Annotated in this window: 31 protein-coding genes and 1 pseudogene; 1 reads left to right on the forward strand and 31 read right to left on the reverse strand. The window is 49.6% G+C overall.

The genetic code is table 11. From position 1 onward, the window contains the following. Window positions 1-12 precede the first annotated feature (12 nt). The 29 genes and pseudogenes from rplR to fkpA all read right to left on the reverse strand — a co-directional run bounded on the left by rplR (window position 13) and on the right by fkpA (window position 16823). The gene (rplR, locus tag SAQUA_RS22600; RefSeq protein WP_317693659.1) at window positions 13-366 is read right to left on the reverse strand and encodes a 50S ribosomal protein L18; all 354 of its coding nucleotides are present in this window, start codon (window positions 364-366) and stop codon (window positions 13-15) included. A 9-nt stretch (window positions 367-375) separates the two neighbouring features. After that, window positions 376-909, reverse strand: coding sequence for a 50S ribosomal protein L6 (gene rplF, locus SAQUA_RS22605; RefSeq protein WP_380676848.1), 534 nt, complete (start codon window positions 907-909; stop codon window positions 376-378). Window positions 910-923: 14 nt separating this feature from the next. Next, the gene (gene rpsH / locus SAQUA_RS22610) at window positions 924-1316 is read right to left on the reverse strand and encodes a 30S ribosomal protein S8 (protein ID WP_380676846.1); all 393 of its coding nucleotides are present in this window, start codon (window positions 1314-1316) and stop codon (window positions 924-926) included. A 30-nt stretch (window positions 1317-1346) separates the two neighbouring features. Continuing rightward, entirely contained in the window at window positions 1347-1652 is a 306-nt protein-coding gene (gene rpsN / locus SAQUA_RS22615) for a 30S ribosomal protein S14 (protein ID WP_202308054.1), read from the reverse strand. A 13-nt stretch (window positions 1653-1665) separates the two neighbouring features. Next, window positions 1666-2205, reverse strand: a complete 540-nt coding sequence (gene rplE / locus SAQUA_RS22620; protein WP_317693662.1) for a 50S ribosomal protein L5 — start codon at window positions 2203-2205, stop codon at window positions 1666-1668. 14 nt (window positions 2206-2219) lie between these two features. Further along, window positions 2220-2534 (reverse strand): 50S ribosomal protein L24, encoded by a 315-nt coding sequence (rplX, locus tag SAQUA_RS22625; protein WP_020837239.1) that lies wholly within the window; start codon window positions 2532-2534, stop codon window positions 2220-2222. 10 nt (window positions 2535-2544) lie between these two features. Continuing rightward, the gene (gene rplN / locus SAQUA_RS22630) at window positions 2545-2916 is read right to left on the reverse strand and encodes a 50S ribosomal protein L14 (RefSeq protein ID WP_000613954.1); all 372 of its coding nucleotides are present in this window, start codon (window positions 2914-2916) and stop codon (window positions 2545-2547) included. Between the two features lie 166 nt (window positions 2917-3082). Next, window positions 3083-3337: a 30S ribosomal protein S17 gene (gene rpsQ / locus SAQUA_RS22635; RefSeq protein WP_020837241.1), complete on the reverse strand. Its 255-nt coding sequence runs from the start codon at window positions 3335-3337 to the stop codon at window positions 3083-3085. After that, window positions 3338-3529, reverse strand: coding sequence for a 50S ribosomal protein L29 (gene rpmC, locus SAQUA_RS22640; protein WP_002218942.1), 192 nt, complete (start codon window positions 3527-3529; stop codon window positions 3338-3340). Further along, window positions 3529-3939: a 50S ribosomal protein L16 gene (rplP, locus tag SAQUA_RS22645; protein ID WP_004951171.1), complete on the reverse strand. Its 411-nt coding sequence runs from the start codon at window positions 3937-3939 to the stop codon at window positions 3529-3531. Before rplP ends, rpmC begins: the two co-directional genes overlap by 1 nt. A 12-nt stretch (window positions 3940-3951) precedes the next feature. Beyond that, complete coding sequence (gene rpsC, locus SAQUA_RS22650) at window positions 3952-4650, reverse strand: 30S ribosomal protein S3 (RefSeq protein ID WP_380676836.1); 699 nt, start codon at window positions 4648-4650, stop codon at window positions 3952-3954. A 17-nt stretch (window positions 4651-4667) separates the two neighbouring features. Then, complete coding sequence (gene rplV / locus SAQUA_RS22655; protein WP_002223844.1) at window positions 4668-5000, reverse strand: 50S ribosomal protein L22; 333 nt, start codon at window positions 4998-5000, stop codon at window positions 4668-4670. Window positions 5001-5014: 14 nt separating this feature from the next. Beyond that, window positions 5015-5293, reverse strand: a complete 279-nt coding sequence (gene rpsS / locus SAQUA_RS22660) for a 30S ribosomal protein S19 (RefSeq protein WP_004929772.1) — start codon at window positions 5291-5293, stop codon at window positions 5015-5017. A gap of 14 nt (window positions 5294-5307) precedes the next feature. Beyond that, window positions 5308-6132, reverse strand: a complete 825-nt coding sequence (gene rplB / locus SAQUA_RS22665; protein ID WP_024912205.1) for a 50S ribosomal protein L2 — start codon at window positions 6130-6132, stop codon at window positions 5308-5310. A gap of 18 nt (window positions 6133-6150) precedes the next feature. Then, a complete protein-coding gene (gene rplW / locus SAQUA_RS22670) occupies window positions 6151-6453 on the reverse strand; it encodes a 50S ribosomal protein L23 (RefSeq protein ID WP_004951179.1) in 303 nt (100 codons plus the stop codon). Further along, complete coding sequence (gene rplD / locus SAQUA_RS22675; protein WP_004929779.1) at window positions 6450-7055, reverse strand: 50S ribosomal protein L4; 606 nt, start codon at window positions 7053-7055, stop codon at window positions 6450-6452. Before rplD ends, rplW begins: the two co-directional genes overlap by 4 nt. A gap of 10 nt (window positions 7056-7065) precedes the next feature. Then, the gene (rplC, locus tag SAQUA_RS22680; protein ID WP_142008002.1) at window positions 7066-7695 is read right to left on the reverse strand and encodes a 50S ribosomal protein L3; all 630 of its coding nucleotides are present in this window, start codon (window positions 7693-7695) and stop codon (window positions 7066-7068) included. A 32-nt stretch (window positions 7696-7727) separates the two neighbouring features. Next, entirely contained in the window at window positions 7728-8039 is a 312-nt protein-coding gene (rpsJ, locus tag SAQUA_RS22685; protein ID WP_001181005.1) for a 30S ribosomal protein S10, read from the reverse strand. Window positions 8040-8397: 358 nt separating this feature from the next. Continuing rightward, window positions 8398-8878, reverse strand: a pseudogene (gene bfr, locus SAQUA_RS22690) (bacterioferritin). An 83-nt stretch (window positions 8879-8961) separates the two neighbouring features. Further along, window positions 8962-9156 (reverse strand): bacterioferritin-associated ferredoxin, encoded by a 195-nt coding sequence (gene bfd, locus SAQUA_RS22695; protein ID WP_380676820.1) that lies wholly within the window; start codon window positions 9154-9156, stop codon window positions 8962-8964. A 132-nt stretch (window positions 9157-9288) separates the two neighbouring features. Next, a complete protein-coding gene (tuf, locus tag SAQUA_RS22700) occupies window positions 9289-10473 on the reverse strand; it encodes an elongation factor Tu (RefSeq protein ID WP_380676818.1) in 1185 nt (394 codons plus the stop codon). Window positions 10474-10544: 71 nt separating this feature from the next. Next, complete coding sequence (fusA, locus tag SAQUA_RS22705; protein WP_380676816.1) at window positions 10545-12653, reverse strand: elongation factor G; 2109 nt, start codon at window positions 12651-12653, stop codon at window positions 10545-10547. Window positions 12654-12750: 97 nt separating this feature from the next. Then, window positions 12751-13221 (reverse strand): 30S ribosomal protein S7, encoded by a 471-nt coding sequence (rpsG, locus tag SAQUA_RS22710; RefSeq protein WP_127959713.1) that lies wholly within the window; start codon window positions 13219-13221, stop codon window positions 12751-12753. A gap of 96 nt (window positions 13222-13317) precedes the next feature. Beyond that, entirely contained in the window at window positions 13318-13692 is a 375-nt protein-coding gene (gene rpsL / locus SAQUA_RS22715; protein ID WP_004930426.1) for a 30S ribosomal protein S12, read from the reverse strand. Window positions 13693-13836: 144 nt separating this feature from the next. Further along, the gene (tusB, locus tag SAQUA_RS22720; protein WP_380676812.1) at window positions 13837-14124 is read right to left on the reverse strand and encodes a sulfurtransferase complex subunit TusB; all 288 of its coding nucleotides are present in this window, start codon (window positions 14122-14124) and stop codon (window positions 13837-13839) included. Between the two features lie 9 nt (window positions 14125-14133). Next, the gene (tusC, locus tag SAQUA_RS22725) at window positions 14134-14493 is read right to left on the reverse strand and encodes a sulfurtransferase complex subunit TusC (RefSeq protein ID WP_380676810.1); all 360 of its coding nucleotides are present in this window, start codon (window positions 14491-14493) and stop codon (window positions 14134-14136) included. Window positions 14494-14502: 9 nt separating this feature from the next. Continuing rightward, window positions 14503-14892 (reverse strand): sulfurtransferase complex subunit TusD, encoded by a 390-nt coding sequence (tusD, locus tag SAQUA_RS22730; RefSeq protein ID WP_380676808.1) that lies wholly within the window; start codon window positions 14890-14892, stop codon window positions 14503-14505. Beyond that, window positions 14892-15614, reverse strand: coding sequence for a transcriptional regulator (locus SAQUA_RS22735; protein WP_380676806.1), 723 nt, complete (start codon window positions 15612-15614; stop codon window positions 14892-14894). Before SAQUA_RS22735 ends, tusD begins: the two co-directional genes overlap by 1 nt. Before the next feature lie 363 nt (window positions 15615-15977). Further along, window positions 15978-16823, reverse strand: a complete 846-nt coding sequence (gene fkpA, locus SAQUA_RS22740) for an FKBP-type peptidyl-prolyl cis-trans isomerase (protein WP_380676804.1) — start codon at window positions 16821-16823, stop codon at window positions 15978-15980. A 316-nt stretch (window positions 16824-17139) separates the two neighbouring features. Between fkpA and SAQUA_RS22745 the strand changes: the two genes are divergently transcribed. Beyond that, window positions 17140-17367: a protein SlyX gene (locus SAQUA_RS22745; RefSeq protein WP_380676802.1), complete on the forward strand. Its 228-nt coding sequence runs from the start codon at window positions 17140-17142 to the stop codon at window positions 17365-17367. A 43-nt stretch (window positions 17368-17410) separates the two neighbouring features. Here the strand turns inward: SAQUA_RS22745 and slyD are convergent, their stop codons facing one another. Together slyD and SAQUA_RS22755 are read right to left on the reverse strand one after the other, a co-directional pair. Beyond that, window positions 17411-17998 carry a peptidylprolyl isomerase gene (gene slyD, locus SAQUA_RS22750; RefSeq protein ID WP_380676800.1) on the reverse strand — a complete coding sequence of 196 codons (588 nt, stop codon included), beginning with the start codon at window positions 17996-17998 and terminating at the stop codon, window positions 17411-17413. Window positions 17999-18092: 94 nt separating this feature from the next. Further along, complete coding sequence (locus SAQUA_RS22755; RefSeq protein ID WP_380676906.1) at window positions 18093-18296, reverse strand: YheV family putative zinc ribbon protein; 204 nt, start codon at window positions 18294-18296, stop codon at window positions 18093-18095. Between the last annotated feature and the right edge of the window lie 47 nt (window positions 18297-18343).

Here is an 18343-nt window from a genome sequence, read left to right on the forward strand (position 1 = left end):
TAAACCTCTTCCTTAGAACTGAAGGCCAGCTTCACGGGCAGCATCTGCCAGTGCCTGGACTCGACCATGATATTGGAAACCGGAACGGTCAAAGGAGACTTTAGCAATCCCTTTTTCCAACGCGCGCTCAGCTAAGGCTTTACCTACTGCTGCTGCTGCGTCTTTGTTACCGGAGTACTTCAATTGCTCATTGATAGCTTTTTCTACAGTAGAAGCGGCTACCAGTACTTCAGAACCATTTGGAGCAATCACCTGAGCGTAAATGTGACGCGGGGTACGATGTACCACCAGGCGGGTTGCACCCAGTTCTTTGAGCTTACGGCGTGCGCGGGTCGCACGACGGATACGAGCAGATTTCTTATCCATAGTGTTACCTTACTTCTTCTTAGCCTCTTTGGTACGCACGACTTCGTCGGCGTAACGGACACCCTTGCCTTTATAAGGCTCAGGACGGCGGTAGGCACGCAGATCTGCAGCAACCTGGCCAATAATCTGCTTATCAGCACCTTTCAGCACGATTTCAGTTTGGCTAGGGCACTCGGCAGTAATACCTGCTGGCAGTTGGTGATCGATTGGGTGAGAGAAGCCCAGGGCTAAATTCACCACGTTGCCTTTAACGGCAGCACGATAACCAACACCTACCAGTTGAAGCTTCTTGGTGAAGCCTTCGGTAACACCGACAACCATTGCGTTCAGCAGAGCGCGCGTGGTACCCGCTTGGGCCCATGCATTTACAAAACCTTCGCGTGGAGCGAAAGTCAGTGTATTAGCTTCTTGCGTAACGATAACGGCGTCATGGACTGTACGAGTCAGCTCGCCGTTCTTACCCTTAATCGAAATAACCTGACCGTTGAGTTTTACCTCTACGCCGGCAGGAATGACGACGGGTGCTTTTGCAACACGAGACATTCTTTCCTCCCGAATTAAGCTACGTAGCAGATAATCTCGCCACCAAGACCAGCCTGGCGAGCTGCACGATCGGTCATAACACCTTTAGAGGTAGAAATAACAGCGATACCCAAACCGGCCATAACTTTTGGCAGCTCATCTTTTTTCTTATAGATTCGCAGACCTGGACGGCTGATACGCTGAATGCTTTCTACCACTGCGTTGCCCTGGAAGTACTTCAGTACCAGTTCCAGAACAGGCTTGGCATCGCCTTCGACTTTGAAATCTTCAATATAGCCTTCTTCCTTCAGCACGTTGGCAATAGCCAATTTCAGCTTGGAGGAAGGCATGGTGACCGCAACTTTGTTCGCGGCTTGACCGTTACGGATACGGGTCAGCATATCCGCGATCGGATCTTGCATGCTCATCTGTCTTTACTCCCGTGATTCAATTGGTAATTACCAGCTAGCCTTTTTCAAGCCTGGCACTTCACCGCGCATTGCGGCTTCACGTAGCTTGATACGGCTCAACCCGAACTTGCCCACATAACCATGCGGACGGCCAGTTTGGCGACAGCGTTTACGCTGACGAGACGGGCTGGAATCACGCGGCAGACTCTGCAGCTTGAGAACGGCATTCCAACGATCTTCGTCGGATGAGTTCACACCAGAAATGATAGCTTTCAATTCCTCGCGTTTAGCGCGGTACTTGTCAGCCAGTTTCACGCGAACGACTTCGCGTGCTTTCATTGATTGCTTAGCCATCAGTAACCCTGCCTTACTTGCGGAACGGGAAGTTAAAAGCAGCCAACAGTGCGCGGCCTTCATCATCAGATTTCGCAGAAGTGGTAATGGTAATATCCAAACCACGAACACGATCGACTTTGTCGTAGTCGATTTCTGGGAAGATGATTTGCTCACGCACACCCATGCTGTAGTTACCACGGCCATCGAATGACTTGGCAGACAAGCCACGGAAGTCACGGATACGTGGAACAGCAATGGAAATCAGACGCTCAAAGAACTCCCACATGCGTTCGCCACGCAGAGTTACTTTACAGCCGATCGGATAGCCCTGACGGATTTTGAAGCCTGCAACAGATTTGCGTGCTTTGGTGACTAACGGCTTTTGACCGGAGATTGCTGCCAAATCGGCTGCTGCATTGTCCAGCAGTTTCTTGTCAGCGATCGCTTCACCAACACCCATATTCAGGGTGATCTTCTCGACCCGAGGGACTTGCATGACAGAGTTGTAATCAAACTGAGACATCAGTTGTTTGACTACCTCGTCTTTGTAGTAATCATGCAGTTTCGCCATCGTCATACTCCAAATTACTTGATAGTTTCGCTATTTGATTTGAAGAAACGGACTTTCTTACCGTCTTCGAATCTAAAGCCTACACGGTCAGCCTTACCGGTAGCCGTATTGAAGAGTGCAATGTTGGAAACCTGAATAGCAGCTTCTTTTTCAACAATGCCACCTGGCTGGTTCAGGGCCGGTACAGGCTTCTGATGCTTTTTAACCAGGTTGATACCTTCAACAATGACCTTACCAGCAGACAGGACATTTTTTACTTTACCGCGTTTACCTTTGTCTTTCCCGGTAAGCACGATAACTTCGTCATCACGACGGATTTTCGCTGCCATGGTTCGCTCCTTAGAGTACTTCTGGTGCCAGAGAGATAATTTTCATGAACTTCTCATTACGCAGTTCACGAGTTACCGGCCCAAAAATACGCGTACCGATAGGTTGCTCACTGTTATTGTTTAAAATAACGCATGCATTACCATCGAAGCGAATGACAGAACCGTCCGGGCGACGTACACCCTTCTTGGTGCGCACCACTACCGCCTTCAGCACATCGCCTTTCTTCACCTTACCGCGAGGAATTGCTTCCTTGATGGTAATTTTGATGATGTCGCCGACGCCTGCGTAGCGACGGTGCGAGCCACCTAGAACCTTGATACACATTACGCGACGTGCACCGGAGTTGTCGGCCACGTTCAGCATAGTCTGTTCTTGGATCATGTTAGTGCTCCGCTAATGTCAACTACAACTTTAGGACCTATTACTAGGTCGTTGAAAAGCCCCATAACTGAGGGCGCAGCATTATAACACCGCTTCCAAAGTATGGGTAGAAAAAATAAACGGCTCACTTTCTGAGCCGTTTATTAAGTTAGAGCCAGCTACTCTATTACAGAATCGCTTTCTCTACAACGCGAACCAACGTCCAAGACTTAGTTTTGGACAGTGGACGGCATTCGCGGATTTCTACCACGTCACCGATACCACACTCGTTGTTCTCGTCATGTACGTGCAACTTAGTCGTACGTTTGATGAATTTCCCGTAAATAGGGTGCTTCACCGTACGTTCGATAGCAACAACCATGGATTTCTCCATTTTGTCACTAACAACACGACCTTGCAGTGTACGGATAATATCAGTCATTTACGCACCCGCCTTTTCAGTCAGTAAAGTCTTAACGCGTGCGACATTACGACGCACTTGTTTCAACAGGTGAGTTTGTTGCAGTTGGCCACTCGCCGCCTGCATGCGTAAGTTGAATTGCTCACGCAGCAGGTTGAGCAGCTCAGTGTTCAGCTCTTCAACACTTTTTTCACGCAGCTCTTGTGCTTTCATTACATCACCGTCTTAGTTACAAAGGTGGTTTTGATCGGCAGTTTCGCTGCTGCCAGCTTGAACGCTTCACGGGCGACTTCTTCTGGCACACCGTCCATTTCGTACAGGACTTTGCCAGGTTGGATCAGGGCAACCCAATACTCCACGTTCCCTTTACCTTTACCCATACGCACTTCAAGCGGCTTCTCGGTGATTGGTTTGTCCGGGAATACACGGATCCAAATCTTACCTTGACGCTTTACTGCACGAGTCATTGCACGACGAGCTGCTTCGATTTGACGAGCAGTCAGACGGCCACGGCCAACAGCTTTCAGACCGAAAGTGCCGAAGCTAACATCCGTACCCTGCGCCAGACCACGGTTGCGGCCTTTGTGCATCTTACGGAATTTTGTACGCTTTGGTTGTAACATCAGCGACTCTCCTTACTTGCGGCCTTTACGCTGCTGCTTTTTAGGTTGAGCAGCCGGTTCCGGTTGTTCAACTGCAGCCATACCACCCAGGATCTCACCTTTGAAGATCCATACCTTAACGCCGATTACACCATAAGTGGTGTGCGCTTCAGATGTGTTGTAATCGATGTCCGCACGCAGCGTGTGCAGTGGAACACGACCTTCACGGTACCATTCGGTACGCGCGATTTCAGCACCGCCAAGACGGCCGCTTACTTCAACTTTGATACCTTTAGCGCCAAGACGCATTGCGTTCTGTACTGCACGCTTCATAGCACGACGGAACATAACACGACGTTCCAGCTGTGAAGTGATGCTGTCAGCAACCAATTTTGCGTCCAGTTCCGGTTTACGGACTTCGGCGATGTTAATTTGCGCAGGAACGCCAGCGATTTTCGCTACGACCATACGCAGTTTTTCGACATCTTCACCTTTCTTGCCGATAACGATGCCTGGACGAGCGGTGTGAATAGTCACACGGATGCTCTTCGCAGGACGCTCGATAACAATGCGAGAAACGGAAGCTTTCGCCAGTTCTTTAGTCAAGAATTGGCGAACTTTAAAGTCGCTGTCCAGGTTGTCAGCGAATTCTTTGGTATTCGCATACCAAGTAGAGTTCCAAGGTTTGACAATACCCAGGCGAATACCATTAGGATGTACTTTCTGACCCATTGCTAGTCTCCAGAGTCTCAGCGATCGGACACAACCACAGTAATGTGGCTGGTGCGCTTCAGGATGCGATCTGCACGACCTTTTGCACGCGGCATAATGCGCTTCATGCTTGGGCCTTCGTCGACGAAGATTTTCGTGACTTTCAGATCATCGATGTCAGCGCCATCGTTGTGTTCTGCGTTAGCAATGGCAGACTCCAGTACTTTCTTAACCAGACCAGCAGCTTTCTTGTTGGTGTAGGTTAGAGTTTCCAGAGCTTGCGACACTTTCTTACCGCGGATCAGGTCTGCAACAAGGCGAACCTTCTGAGCAGAAGAACGAGCGTGGCGATGTTTAGCGATAGTTTCCATCTCTTCCTCCTACCTTAGCGCTTTTTAGCTTTTTTATCAGCCGCATGGCCGCGATAAGTACGAGTCGGCGCGAATTCACCCAGTTTGTGACCGACCATTTCATCGGAAACGAACACTGGTACGTGCTGACGACCATTATGGACAGCGATGGTCAAACCGATCATGTTAGGAAAGATCGTTGAACGACGGGACCAAGTGCGCAAAGGCTTCTTGTCACCGCTTTCCACCGCTTTCTCTACCTTCTTCAGCAAGTGCAGGTCAATAAATGGACCTTTCTTGAGAGAACGTGGCATGGCTTATCCTCTAATTATTTTTTACTACGGCGACGTACGATGAACTTGTCAGTACGCTTGTTGCTACGGGTCTTCTTACCTTTGGTCTGAACGCCCCACGGAGTTACCGGGTGCTTACCAAAGTTACGACCTTCACCACCACCGTGCGGGTGATCTACTGGGTTCATCGCCGTACCGCGAACGGTAGGACGAACACCACGCCAACGTGCAGCACCTGCTTTACCCAGAACGCGAAGCATATGTTCAGCGTTACCGACTTCACCCAGGGTGGCGCGGCAATCAACTGGAACTTTACGCATTTCGCCAGAGCGCAGACGCAGAGTTACGTAGGAACCATCACGTGCAACGATCTGAACGTAGGCACCAGCAGAACGCGCCAACTGGCCGCCTTTACCTGGTTTCATTTCTACGTTGTGAACCGTTGAACCTACTGGGATGTTACGCATCGGCAGGGTGTTACCTGCTTTGATTGCAGCATCAACACCAGATTGGATCTGGTCACCAGCTTTCAGGCCTTTAGGCGCAAGGATATAACGGCGTTCGCCGTCTTTGTACAGAACCAGCGCGATATTCGCGGAACGGTTCGGATCGTACTCCAGACGCTCAACCACAGCAGGGATACCATCTTTGTTGCGTTTGAAGTCAACCAGACGATAATGTTGCTTGTGGCCACCACCGATATGACGGGTGGTGATACGGCCATTGTTGTTACGACCACCGCTTTTGCTCAGTTTCTCAAGCAGCGGGGCATAAGGTTTACCCTTGTGCAGCTCAGGGTTAACCACTTTAACAACGTGGCGACGACCCGGAGATGTAGGTTTACATTTAACAATTGCCATTGTTCTTACTCCTCCGACTTACTCTGCGCCGCCGATGAAGTCCAGGTTCTGGCCTTCTTTCAGGGTGACGTAAGCTTTTTTCCAGTCGCTACGACGACCAACACGCTGACCGTGACGCTTAACTTTCCCTTTAACAACCAGGGTGTTTACGTCTTCGACTTCGACTTCAAACAGTTTCTGCACTGCAGCTTTGATTTCTGCTTTGGTCGCGTCTTTGGCAACTTTGAGAACGATGGTGTTACTTTTTTCCATCGCAGCCGATGCTTTTTCAGATACGTGCGGTGCACGTAGCACTTTCAGCAAACGTTCTTCACGGATCATGCCAGCATCTCCTCAACTTGCTTCACAGCATCAGCAGTCATAACCACTTTGTCGAAGGCGATCAGGCTAACCGGGTCGATACCTGCCACATCGCGCACGTCAACCTTGTACAGGTTACGAGCAGCCAGGAACAGATTCTCATCCAGTTCACCGGTCACGATCAGCACATCTTCCAGAGCCATATCTTTCAGTTTCTGTGCCAGCAACTTGGTTTTAGGCGCTTCTACAGAGAACTTCTCGACAACGATCAGACGATCTTGACGTACCAGTTCGGACAGGATGCTTTTCAGCGCGCCGCGGTACATCTTTTTGTTTACTTTCTGACTGTGGTCCTGTGGCTTGGCAGCAAAGGTCACACCACCGGAACGCCAGATCGGGCTCTTTACAGAACCTGAACGCGCACGGCCAGTACCTTTCTGACGCCATGGCTTCTTACCGGAACCAGTCACTTCAGCACGGGTCTTCTGAGCACGAGTACCTTGACGGGCACCTGCTGCATAAGCAACAACAACCTGATGTACCAGCGCTTCGTTGAAATCACGACCGAAGGTAGTTTCGGAAACAGTCAGCGCGCTTTGCGCGTCTTTCAATACTAATTCCATTGCTATCCCCTTACGCCTTCACAGCTGGTTTAACGATCAGGTTGCCACCGGTAGCGCCCGGCACAGCACCCTTAACCAGCAGCAGGTTGCGCTCAGCGTCAACACGTACTACGTCCAGGCTTTGAACGGTTACACGCTCGTCACCCAGGTGGCCAGCCATTTTCTTGCCTTTGAACACTTTGCCCGGAGTCTGGTTCTGACCGATAGAACCCGGAACGCGGTGAGACAAGGAGTTACCGTGGGTAGCGTCTTGGGTACGGAAGTTCCAGCGCTTTACAGTGCCAGCAAAACCTTTACCTTTAGAAGTACCGGTAACATCGACTTTTTTAACGTCAGCGAAGATTTCCACGCTGATTTCTTGACCCGCAGTGAACTCCTGGCCTTCTTCAAGGCGGAATTCCCACAGACCACGGCCAGCTTCAACGCCAGCTTTTGCGAAATGGCCCGCTTCCGGTTTGGTCACACGGTTCGCTTTTTTGCTACCGGTAGTGACCTGAATGGCACGGTACCCGTCGTTGTCCAGGTCTTTAACCTGAGTCACGCGGTTCGCTTCAATTTCAATTACGGTTACTGGGATAGAAACGCCATCTTCAGTGAAGATACGCGTCATGCCCACTTTTTTACCGACTAAACCAATCATTGTTTCAACCTCTCAATCGCTCAATGACCTGATTAACCCAGGCTGATCTGCACGTCTACACCGGCAGCCAGATCCAGACGCATCAGAGCATCAACGGTTTTCTCGGTTGGCTCAACGATGTCAACCAGACGCTTGTGAGTGCGGATCTCGTACTGATCACGCGCATCTTTGTTGACGTGCGGAGAGATCAGAACGGTAAAGCGCTCTTTGCGAGTTGGCAGCGGGATCGGACCACGCACTTGCGCACCAGTGCGCTTTGCAGTCTCGACGATTTCCGCGGTTGATTGATCGATCAGACGATGATCAAACGCTTTCAGGCGGATACGGATTCTTTGGTTCTGCATGAGACCAGAGCTCCAATTATTTATAAACGTAAATAATTACTCCTCACACCCATTTCGATTGATGGGGGAGTGTAATCGTCAACATATAACCCCCATATCGGGAGTATTGTTCGAATGGCAAAACTAACCTGCCTATCGACTGATTCGCTAAAATCAGGCTTACCAAGATTAGGTAAGCCCGCGCATTATACGCAAAACTGAACAGGAAGCAAGTGATGGATGGCAATGCGCCAAGGATGGCGATAATTTCAGTAGGTAAGTATTTCGATGACCGAAGTGAGAAGCGTAAAACGGGGAGATACTTTTGCTCCCCTATCCTAAGTACCTTGGTACATCGGCCAATGGGGAGCAGTTAAAATCAGTCTTTTTGTTCCAACACCTGATTCTGCGCGTAATTTTGTACACCCAACCGCTCGATCAGGCTCAATTCTGTTTCCAGCCAGTCAATATGCTCTTCCTCATCGGCCAAAACATCTTTCATCAGATCGCGGCTAACATAATCATGGATCGAATCAGCATAGGCTATACCCTCTCGCAAATCTTTTGCACCTTATTAGCTCAAGGTTGAGGTCGGACTTCAACATCTCTTCAATATCTTCACCAATATTCAATTTGCCAAGCTCTTGCAGGTTCGGGATCCCTTCAAGGAACAGAATACGCTCTATGTAGCGATCGGCGTGCTTCATCTCGTCGATCGATTCGTGATATTCCTTGGCGTTGAGGCGCATCAAGCCCCAGTTTTTGAACATTCGTGCATGCAGGAAGTATTGATTGATGGCAACCAGCTCGTTGCCGAGCAGTTTATTGAGATGGGCAATGATTTTTTTATCGCCTTTCATAGGTATGTCCTCCTGGGAAGTTCTAGAAGTGTAGAACCTGTAGACCAGGAGTCAAAGAACAGTCTGCCGTTTTGTTTCCCGCATCAGGCAACTTTATGCAGATGTGTGATGGCAGCACGTTCTTCCACCATGATTTGTCTTGCCTGACGGATGCACTTTCCACAATCGATACCAATTGGTACCAAGTCACGCAGCTGTTTCATGGTTTGAGGACTGTGTTGCCGAACCGCATTGCGGATCGCTTTGTCAGTCACGGCATTGCATAGACATACGTACATAATAGGAACTCATTTCTTAATCTGTTTGTAATTCTAAATAAGAATGGTTTCTATTTCAATTAACATTTAAACAGCATACATAAAAAAAGGGCACCGAAGTGCCCTCTTTTAGTGCCTAGATGTTACTTGCTATTAAGCAAGAACTTTAGCCACAACGCCCGCACCTACAGTACGGCCGCCTTCACGGATTGCGAAACGCAGACCGTCATCCATCGCGATTGGGTGAATCAGGGTAACAACCATGTTCACGTTATCGCCTGGCATTACCATCTCTACGCCTTCTGGCAGTTCGATGGTACCGGTCACGTCAGTTGTACGGAAGTAGAACTGTGGACGGTAGCCTTTGAAGAATGGAGTGTGACGACCACCTTCTTCTTTGCTCAGGATATACACTTCTGAGTCAAACTTGGTATGCGGCTTGATAGAACCTGGTTTAGCCAGTACCTGACCACGTTCGATATCTTCACGCTTGATACCACGCAGCAGAACACCCACGTTCTCACCCGCACGGCCTTCGTCCAGCAGTTTGCGGAACATTTCAACGCCAGTACAGGTAGACTTAACGGTGTCTTTGATACCAACGATTTCAACTTCTTCGCCAACTTTGATGATACCGCGCTCAACACGACCGGTAACAACGGTACCACGACCAGAGATGGAGAATACGTCTTCGATTGGCAGCAGGAATGGCTTGTCAATCGCACGCTCTGGTTCTGGGATATAAGAATCCAGATGGCCAGCCAGCTCGATGATCTTCTCTTCCCACTCTGGCACGCCATTCAGCGCTTGCAGAGCTGAACCACGAACCACAGGCAGGTCATCACCAGGGAAGTCGTAAGCAGACAGAAGTTCACGAACTTCCATTTCTACCAGTTCCAGCAGCTCTTCATCATCAACCATGTCACATTTGTTCATGAATACGATGATGTAAGGAACGCCAACCTGACGACCCAGCAGGATGTGCTCACGAGTCTGAGGCATAGGGCCGTCAGTCGCAGCAACAACCAGGATAGCGCCATCCATCTGAGCAGCACCAGTGATCATGTTTTTCACGTAGTCGGCGTGCCCTGGGCAGTCAACGTGTGCGTAGTGACGGCTTGGGGTGTCGTACTCAACGTGAGAAGTGTTGATGGTGATACCACGCGCTTTTTCTTCTGGTGCGTTATCGATCTGGTCGAAAGCACGAGCATTACCGCCGTAGGTTTTAGCCAGAACGGTAGTGATTGCTGCAGTCAGGGTAGTTTTACCGTGGTCAACGTGGCCGATAGTACCAACGTTAACGTGCGGTTTGGAGCGTTCAAATTTTTCTTTAGACACGGCTATATTCCTTACTCTTATGCTCCCCCCTCTTGGAGAGAGCACTGGATCAATGTGTTAAACCCGAAAGCTTATTTACCACGGGCTTCGATAACGGCCAGAGCGACGTTGTTTGGCGCTTCAGCATACTTCAGGAACTCCATGGAGTATGAAGCACGGCCCTGGGTCTGAGAACGCAGGTCTGTAGCATAACCAAACATTTCAGACAGTGGAACCTGAGCGCGAACGGTCTTACCGGTGGCAGTATCATCCATGCCTTCGATCATACCGCGACGACGGTTCAGGTCACCAATTACGTCACCCATGTAATCTTCAGGGGTTTCAACTTCAACCTTCATTACAGGCTCAAGCAGAACTGGTTTGGCTTTCTTGAACGCATCTTTAAATGCGATAGAAGCGGCCAATTTAAACGCCAGTTCAGAGGAGTCAACATCGTGGTAAGAACCGAAGTGCAGACGCACTTTGATGTCAACAACCGGGTAACCTGCCAGAGGACCGGCTTTCAGTTGCTCCTGCATACCTTTATCAACGGCCGGGATGAATTCCTTAGGAATAGTACCACCCACGATATCGTTGACAAATTCGTAACCAACGCCGCCTGGAGGCAGAGGCATCATATCGATCACAACGTGACCGTACTGACCGCGACCACCAGACTGTTTGGCGTGCTTACCTTCAATGTCTTTAACCGTTTCACGAATCGTTTCACGGTAAGCAACCTGCGGCTTACCGACGTTTGCTTCAACGTTAAACTCGCGACGCATACGGTCAACCAAGACATCCAGGTGCAGCTCACCCATACCCGCGATGATAGTCTGACCTGATTCTTCATCAGTCCATACGCGGAATGATGGGTCTTCCTTCGCCAGACGGCCCAGAGCCAGACCCATTTTTTCCTGGTCAGCTTTGGTTTTTGGTTCAACAGCAACCGAGATTACCGGATCTGGGAATTCCATACGCTCAAGAATGATCGGGTTAGCAGGATCACACAGCGTATCACCGGTAGTTACATCTTTCAGACCGATAGCCGCGGCGATGTCGCCAGCACGAACTTCTTTGATTTCTTCACGCTTGTTGGCGTGCATCTGAACGATACGACCCAGACGCTCGCGCTGAGATTTCACTGAGTTCAGCACGGTATCACCGGAGTTAACAACCCCAGAGTAAACACGGAAGAACGTCAGGTTACCCACGAATGGGTCGGTAGCGATTTTAAACGCCAACGCTGAGAAAGGTTCTTTGTCATCAGAGTGACGAACCGCTGGGGTGTCTTTCCCATCGTCCAACATACCGTTGATAGCTTCAACGTCAGTTGGTGCCGGCAGGTATTCAACAACCGCATCCAGCATTGCCTGTACGCCTTTGTTTTTAAACGCAGAACCACAGGTAACCAGAATAACTTCATTGTTGAGCACGCGCTGACGCAGAGCTTTCTTGATCTCTTCCTCGGTCAGCTCTTCGCCGCCCAGGTATTTATCCATCAGCTCTTCAGAAGCTTCAGCTGCAGACTCAACCAGATTCTGGTGCCATTCTTCAGCCAGCTCAACCATGTCCTCAGGGATCTCTTCGTATACGAAGCTGACGCCCTGATCTTCATCACTCCAGTTGATCGCTTTCATTTTCACCAGGTCAACAACACCGGTGAATTTCTCTTCAGCGCCGATCGCCAGTTGCAATGGAACCGGGTTCGCTGCCAGACGAGATTTAAGCTGACCAACCACTTTCAGGAAGTTGGCACCCATACGGTCCATTTTGTTAACGAACGCGATGCGTGGCACTTTGTATTTGTTAGCCTGACGCCATACAGTTTCTGACTGCGGCTGAACACCACCAACCGCACAGTAAACCATTACTGCGCCATCCAACACACGCATAGAACGTTCTACTTCGATGGTGAAGTCAACGTGCCCTGGGGTGTCGATAATGTTGATGCGATGCGGCTCAAACTGTTTGGCCATACCTGACCAGAACGCGGTAGTCGCAGCGGAAGTGATAGTAATACCACGTTCCTGTTCCTGCTCCATCCAGTCCATGGTCGCGGTGCCTTCGTGCGTTTCACCAATTTTATGGTTTACACCGGTATAGAACAGAATACGTTCGGTAGTGGTGGTTTTACCGGCGTCGATGTGAGCACTGATACCGATATTACGGTAACGCGCAATGGGTGTTGTACGAGCCATTTGATTCCTCTATTGCCTTAGGCGTTCAAGTTCAGTTAAGCCAAGCAGGTTAGCCTCTTGAAGCGCCCGCTTGGTTAGCATAACTACTGCGTGGTAATTACCAGCGGTAGTGGGCGAACGCCTTGTTGGCTTCTGCCATACGGTGAACGTCTTCACGCTTCTTAACAGCAGAACCTTTGTTCTCTGCTGCATCAGACAGTTCATTCGCCAAGCGCAGAGCCATGGATTTATCACCACGTTTACGAGCAGCATCAACGATCCAACGCATTGCCAGAGCATTACGACGAACCGGACGAACTTCAACTGGAACCTGATAAGTAGAACCACCAACGCGGCGCGACTTAACTTCTACAGTCGGGCGTACGTTGTCCAGAGCGACTTCGAAAGCTTCCAGATGATTTTTACCAGAACGCTGAGCCAGGGTCTCCAGCGCGGTATAGACGATTGCTTCTGCAGTAGATTTTTTACCGTCTACCATCAGAATGTTTACAAATTTGGCCAACAGCTCGGATCCGAACTTAGGATCTGGCAGGATTTTACGTTGGCCGATTACGCGACGACGTGGCATGGAAATACTCCGTTGTTAATTCAGGATTGTCCAAAACTCTACGAGTTTATTTTGACATTAAAGTGAAAATGTTTGGCCTTACTTAACGGAGAACCATTAAGCCTTTGGCTTCTTCACGCCGTACTTGGAACGAGCTTGCTTACGGTCTTTAACACCGGAGCAGTCAAGTGCACCACGGACGGTGTGGTAACGCACACCTGGCAGGTCTTTAACACGACCGCCACGGATCAGGATCACGGAGTGCTCCTGCAGGTTGTGACCTTCACCACCAATGTAGGAAGTCACTTCGAAACCGTTGGTCAAACGCACACGGCATACTTTACGCAGTGCAGAGTTTGGTTTTTTCGGGGTGGTGGTATATACGCGGGTACATACACCACGTTTTTGCGGGCAAGCTTCCAGCGCTGGAACGTTGCTTTTAGCAGCCTTCACAGAGCGTGGTTTGCGAACCAGCTGATTAATCGTTGCCATTCAAAAAGCTCCTGGGTTTTGCTTCGTTTCTTGCTTCGTAAACACGTGATAAATCCCCTCGTATGCACTACTGGCAAAGTACGAGGACGCAGAATTTTATGGCTGACCTGTATAGGTGTCAAGAAATATACAACATTACACGCATTACCAAGCTATTTGGTTGTGCTGCCTTTCGGTTAATTCGACGAATTGAGTATAACCGATGACAGTGATGTTGTGTGAAATATAACCAATTAACCCTCTAGCTTCCAGGTCATTCTTCAGCGCATACAGGGATATTGGGGCATTGAGCAGTAAATCAAGCCAAGTGCTGCCAGCAAGCCCTGCCAACACACCATCCTGCAACAGCAACAAATCATCACCTTCCCCGGTGAGCCTCAGTAACGCGGGAAGATCACAGTGGCTAGGGGATTGGCTGAGAGTAAACAGCATTTGAGTATCCTAAAATGTCATTACCACATCGTAACTGGCCAGTTTCTGCCGTAGCACATCCGCAGGCAGGATCTCAGCCTCTAACACCCAACCGGTGATCTGCTGCAAGCCACGCTCGTACACCGCGGTTTCGCAGATGTACACTTTTTCGACGTCATACAGCGGTAACACCCCGAAAGTGGCAATATAATTGCGAGCGAAGATCTTCTCCGGTTGCTGATCAGGAAGCAACTGTAGTACACCGTCACCAATAAAAAACACGCCGATATCTTCGCTGAGTGCCGAAGTCGCAAGCAAGGCATCCAGCCCTTCCCTGCCAGATGCATTACCATGCGGTCCACGAGTAAAAACAAATGCAACTCGATTCATTTTGCTCTCTTAAAACTGCACCAGGCGATCACAACTCAATGCGGCTTCCGCCAACGAGCCTAAACCGCTCAGGGTAAAACCAGCCTGTAAATTTGCCGTGATCAGCTCAAGCGTTTCTGACTCCCGCTCATCAACAACTCCACGACGCAGAGCCGCAGCCACACAGACGTTAAGCTCAACGCTATGTTGTTGTGCCAAGGCAACCCATGCGCGCACCAGATCAAACTCATCATTGGCAGGAGATGTTAGTTGATTAGCGTTGAGCACGCCTTCGCGATAAAAGAACACGCAGGTAATTCGGTGGCCAGCGGCCAGCAAGGCCTGAGCAAATTGCCAGGCACTACTGGCCTGTTGCGTACCATAAGCAGGCCCGGTAACCAGTAGACAATAACTAAGCATTAGCGCTCATTACCCAACAGATCTCCACTTTTAAACTGGCGGATGTAAAGATACACAGTGTGCTTGGAGATATTCAGACGGTCAGCAACCTGATTAATCGCGTCCTTGATATCGAAGATGCCTTTCTCATAGAGATTGAGCACTATCTGGCGATTTTTGGCGTTATTGGACACATTACGATCGGCATTCACCTCTTCGATAGTGAACTCCAGCGTCTGCGCGACCAAGTCATCTACCGAGGAAGCAAAGTTGACCGAGGAAGCCACTTCCTGCGTTTCCGGCGGCATAAAGGTTTGGATAATCTGGGAAAAAGGCACATCAAGGTTCATGTTGATGCAAAGCAGGCCAATAACGCGCTGCTCACGATTGCGAATGGCAATCGTCACTGACTTCATCAGAACACCGCTCTTGGCGCGGGTAAAGTAGGCCTTGGAGACACTACTGTCATCCCCAGCCATGTCATGCAGCATTCGTAGTGCCAGATCGGTGATAGGAGAACCGATTTTTCGCCCGGTGTGTTCCCCATTAGCAATACGCACTGCAGAACATTTCAGATCCTCGAGTGAATGCAGCACGATCTCGCAGTGCTCTCCGATCAACATCGCCAATCCGTCCACCACGGCTTCATACGACTTCAGGATTTCATGGTCCGTCTGGCTAAACGGACGCTCATTCAGCAAATCAAGTTCGCTGGCTTCGCTGGATAAAAGCGAATTAGACATCGAAGATACCACCCTCATAAAACGCCTGTGCCAGGGGGCGCAGCTAAAACTGCTCGTGCCATCGTTCCTGAGAGATATCCAGGTGAAACACGACAATTATCCGCAGGCCGAACGACCAGGAACAGTTTTAGATACATGCCCTAAGGGGCAGACGCATGATTCATAAGTACAGACCGCAAGTCTAGCAAACTGCCAGATCAGAGTCCTTTCCTTTGCGCGCAATATTGACGTTAAGCCCGATGCCAGCCAGGCGTCAAGCAATCTGTAAAGAGAGAGTTGAACTTGTAGAGGAATTGAATTACTGGTCAGGTAGAAATAAAACCGCCGCCAAGATTATTGGCGGCGGTTGCGAAAATAAGGGGTTTATTTAGCCTTGGCTTCAGTTGCTGCTTCGCCAGCCGCTTTTTCTGTCTTCTCGTCAGCTTTAGGTGCCGGTTTCACATCCAACAGCTCAACGTCAAAGACCAGCGTGGAGTTGGCAGGGATGCCAGGGACGCCTGTTTTACCGTAAGCCAGAGCTGGTGGGATAACCAGCTTGATTTTGCCGCCTTTCTTAACGTGTTTCAGACCTTCTGTCCAACCTGGGATCACACCGTCCAGACGGAATGACAATGGTTCGCCACGGTCATAGGAGTTGTCAAACACAGTACCATCGGTGAGAGTACCTTTGTAATTGACCACAACGGTATCACTGTCTTTCGGCGCTTCACCGGTACCTTCTTTCTCTACCTGATACAGCAGACCAGATTCGGTTTTCTTCACGCCTTTTTCTTTAGCAAAGGTCTCGATGTATTTGGTTCCTTTTGCTTCATTTTCCTTCGCGTCCTGTTCCATCTTCGCTTGAGCAGAAGCTTTCACACGCGTTTCAAAACCTTGCAGGGTTTTTTCGATATCTGCATCATTCAGCTTGCTCTGGTTGGCAAACGCATCCTGAACACCGGCGATCAACTGGTCTTTATCCAGCTTGATACCCAGTTTTTCCTGCTCTTTCAGCGAATTTTCCATGTAACGGCCCAGAGAGGCGCCCAGAGCATAAGCTGCTTGCTCATCATCATTCTTGAACTTGCCCGTGCTCGGTGCTGCAGCAGCAGCTTCAGCAGGTTTGGCCGCTTCCGCGGGTTTAGCAGCATCAGCCGCCATAACTTGAGTCGCATTCAGAGCAAAAGCCATTGTGGTTGCAAGAAGCGTGACTTTAAACAAAGATTTCATCCATTTCTCCAGTGTCTGAAGCGGTGCCCCAAACAATCATTAAGTAAGTTAACCAAGCTACTATAGCTGCCTGAAACCAAACAAAACAGTCACACAGGTAACCAATCGAGTCAAGGTGTGACCACTTATTCGTACAGAAGTTTCAAACCTATACCTAGCAGGCTGATAATTAATAACTTTCGTTAGTAGCACTCGCATTGATTTGTTCGACGCCGCGCTCAGAAACGCCACTTTAAGAAATTGCGCAGCACAAAGCCGACGGCTACTGTTAACATAGTCTCAGAATCCCAGATTTAACAGTGCCAGAGGTGACATCATGCACAATACAGGTGACGAGAGCTTAAAAAAACGGCTGGAAGAGTTGGAAAGCCGGCAGGCATTTCAGGAAGTAACTATCGAGGAGCTCAACCAAACCGTGGTGCGGCATCAGTTGGAAATGTTGAAATTGCAAGAGCAGCTTCGCCTGCTGACCGACAAACTACGCGCCACCCAACCTTCGATAATCGCCTCGCAGTCAGAAGAAACTCCACCACCACATTACTAAAAAAGGCCGCTTACGCGACCTCTTTGCAGTAAAAACACCAGGATCAGTGGCAACCGCAACCACCGTTGCCACCACAGCCACCTTTCTTACCGTGGTCGTGGTCGTGGCCATGCTCGTGGTCATGACCGCCACAGCAGCCTTCACCGTGTTCGTGGTGATGATCGTGCTCACCGTGAACATGCCCATGAGCCAGTTCTTCTTCTGTAGCTTCGCGGATTGCAACAACTTCTACATTGAAGTTCAGGTTCTGACCGGCCAGCATATGGTTGCCGTCAACCACAACGTGGTCACCATCCACTTCAGTGATCTCAACAGGAACTGGTCCTTGATCGGTATCAGCCAGGAAACGCATCCCGACCTGCAGTTCTTCAACGCCCATAAATACATCTTTTGGTACGCGTTGCACCAGATTTTCGTCGTAATTGCCGTACGCTTCGTTAGCACCGACATGAACGTCAAAACGGTCGCCGACATCGTGACCTTCTAATGCTTTTTCCAGACCTGCGATCAGAGAACCATGCCCATGCAGATAGTCCAACGGTGCACTCACCGGAGACTCATCAACCAAAACACCGTCTTCTGTACGTACCTGGTAAGCCAAGCTGACTACCAAGTCTTTTGCTACTTTCATGATATCTCCTACCGTTGGAAACTAAATCGGTGAAGATTGTATCGGAAATCTTCCTCAGTGTACCCTCCAGCATGAAAAATCACGGCAGATAACACTATTCTGGATGAAAAATACCGATCACTTGCTCCTGTGCGCGAACGTGTTTCTCAACCTGTTGTTCGGTCTGGCGCTGATGATGCTTACACTTGACGCACTCTACCACTTCAACCTGATCTTCGCGCCACACCATCAGTGAATCCATAGCGTTACAACTTGGGCAAACTGCCCCGGCGATAAATCTTTTACGTGTTGCAGACATCATTAAGCTCCGGGTTAATCCACCATTGGCTGTATAACCGCCAGTGA

It is taken from the genome of Serratia aquatilis, from assembly GCF_044865145.1.
Lineage (GTDB): Bacteria > Pseudomonadota > Gammaproteobacteria > Enterobacterales > Enterobacteriaceae > Chania > Chania aquatilis.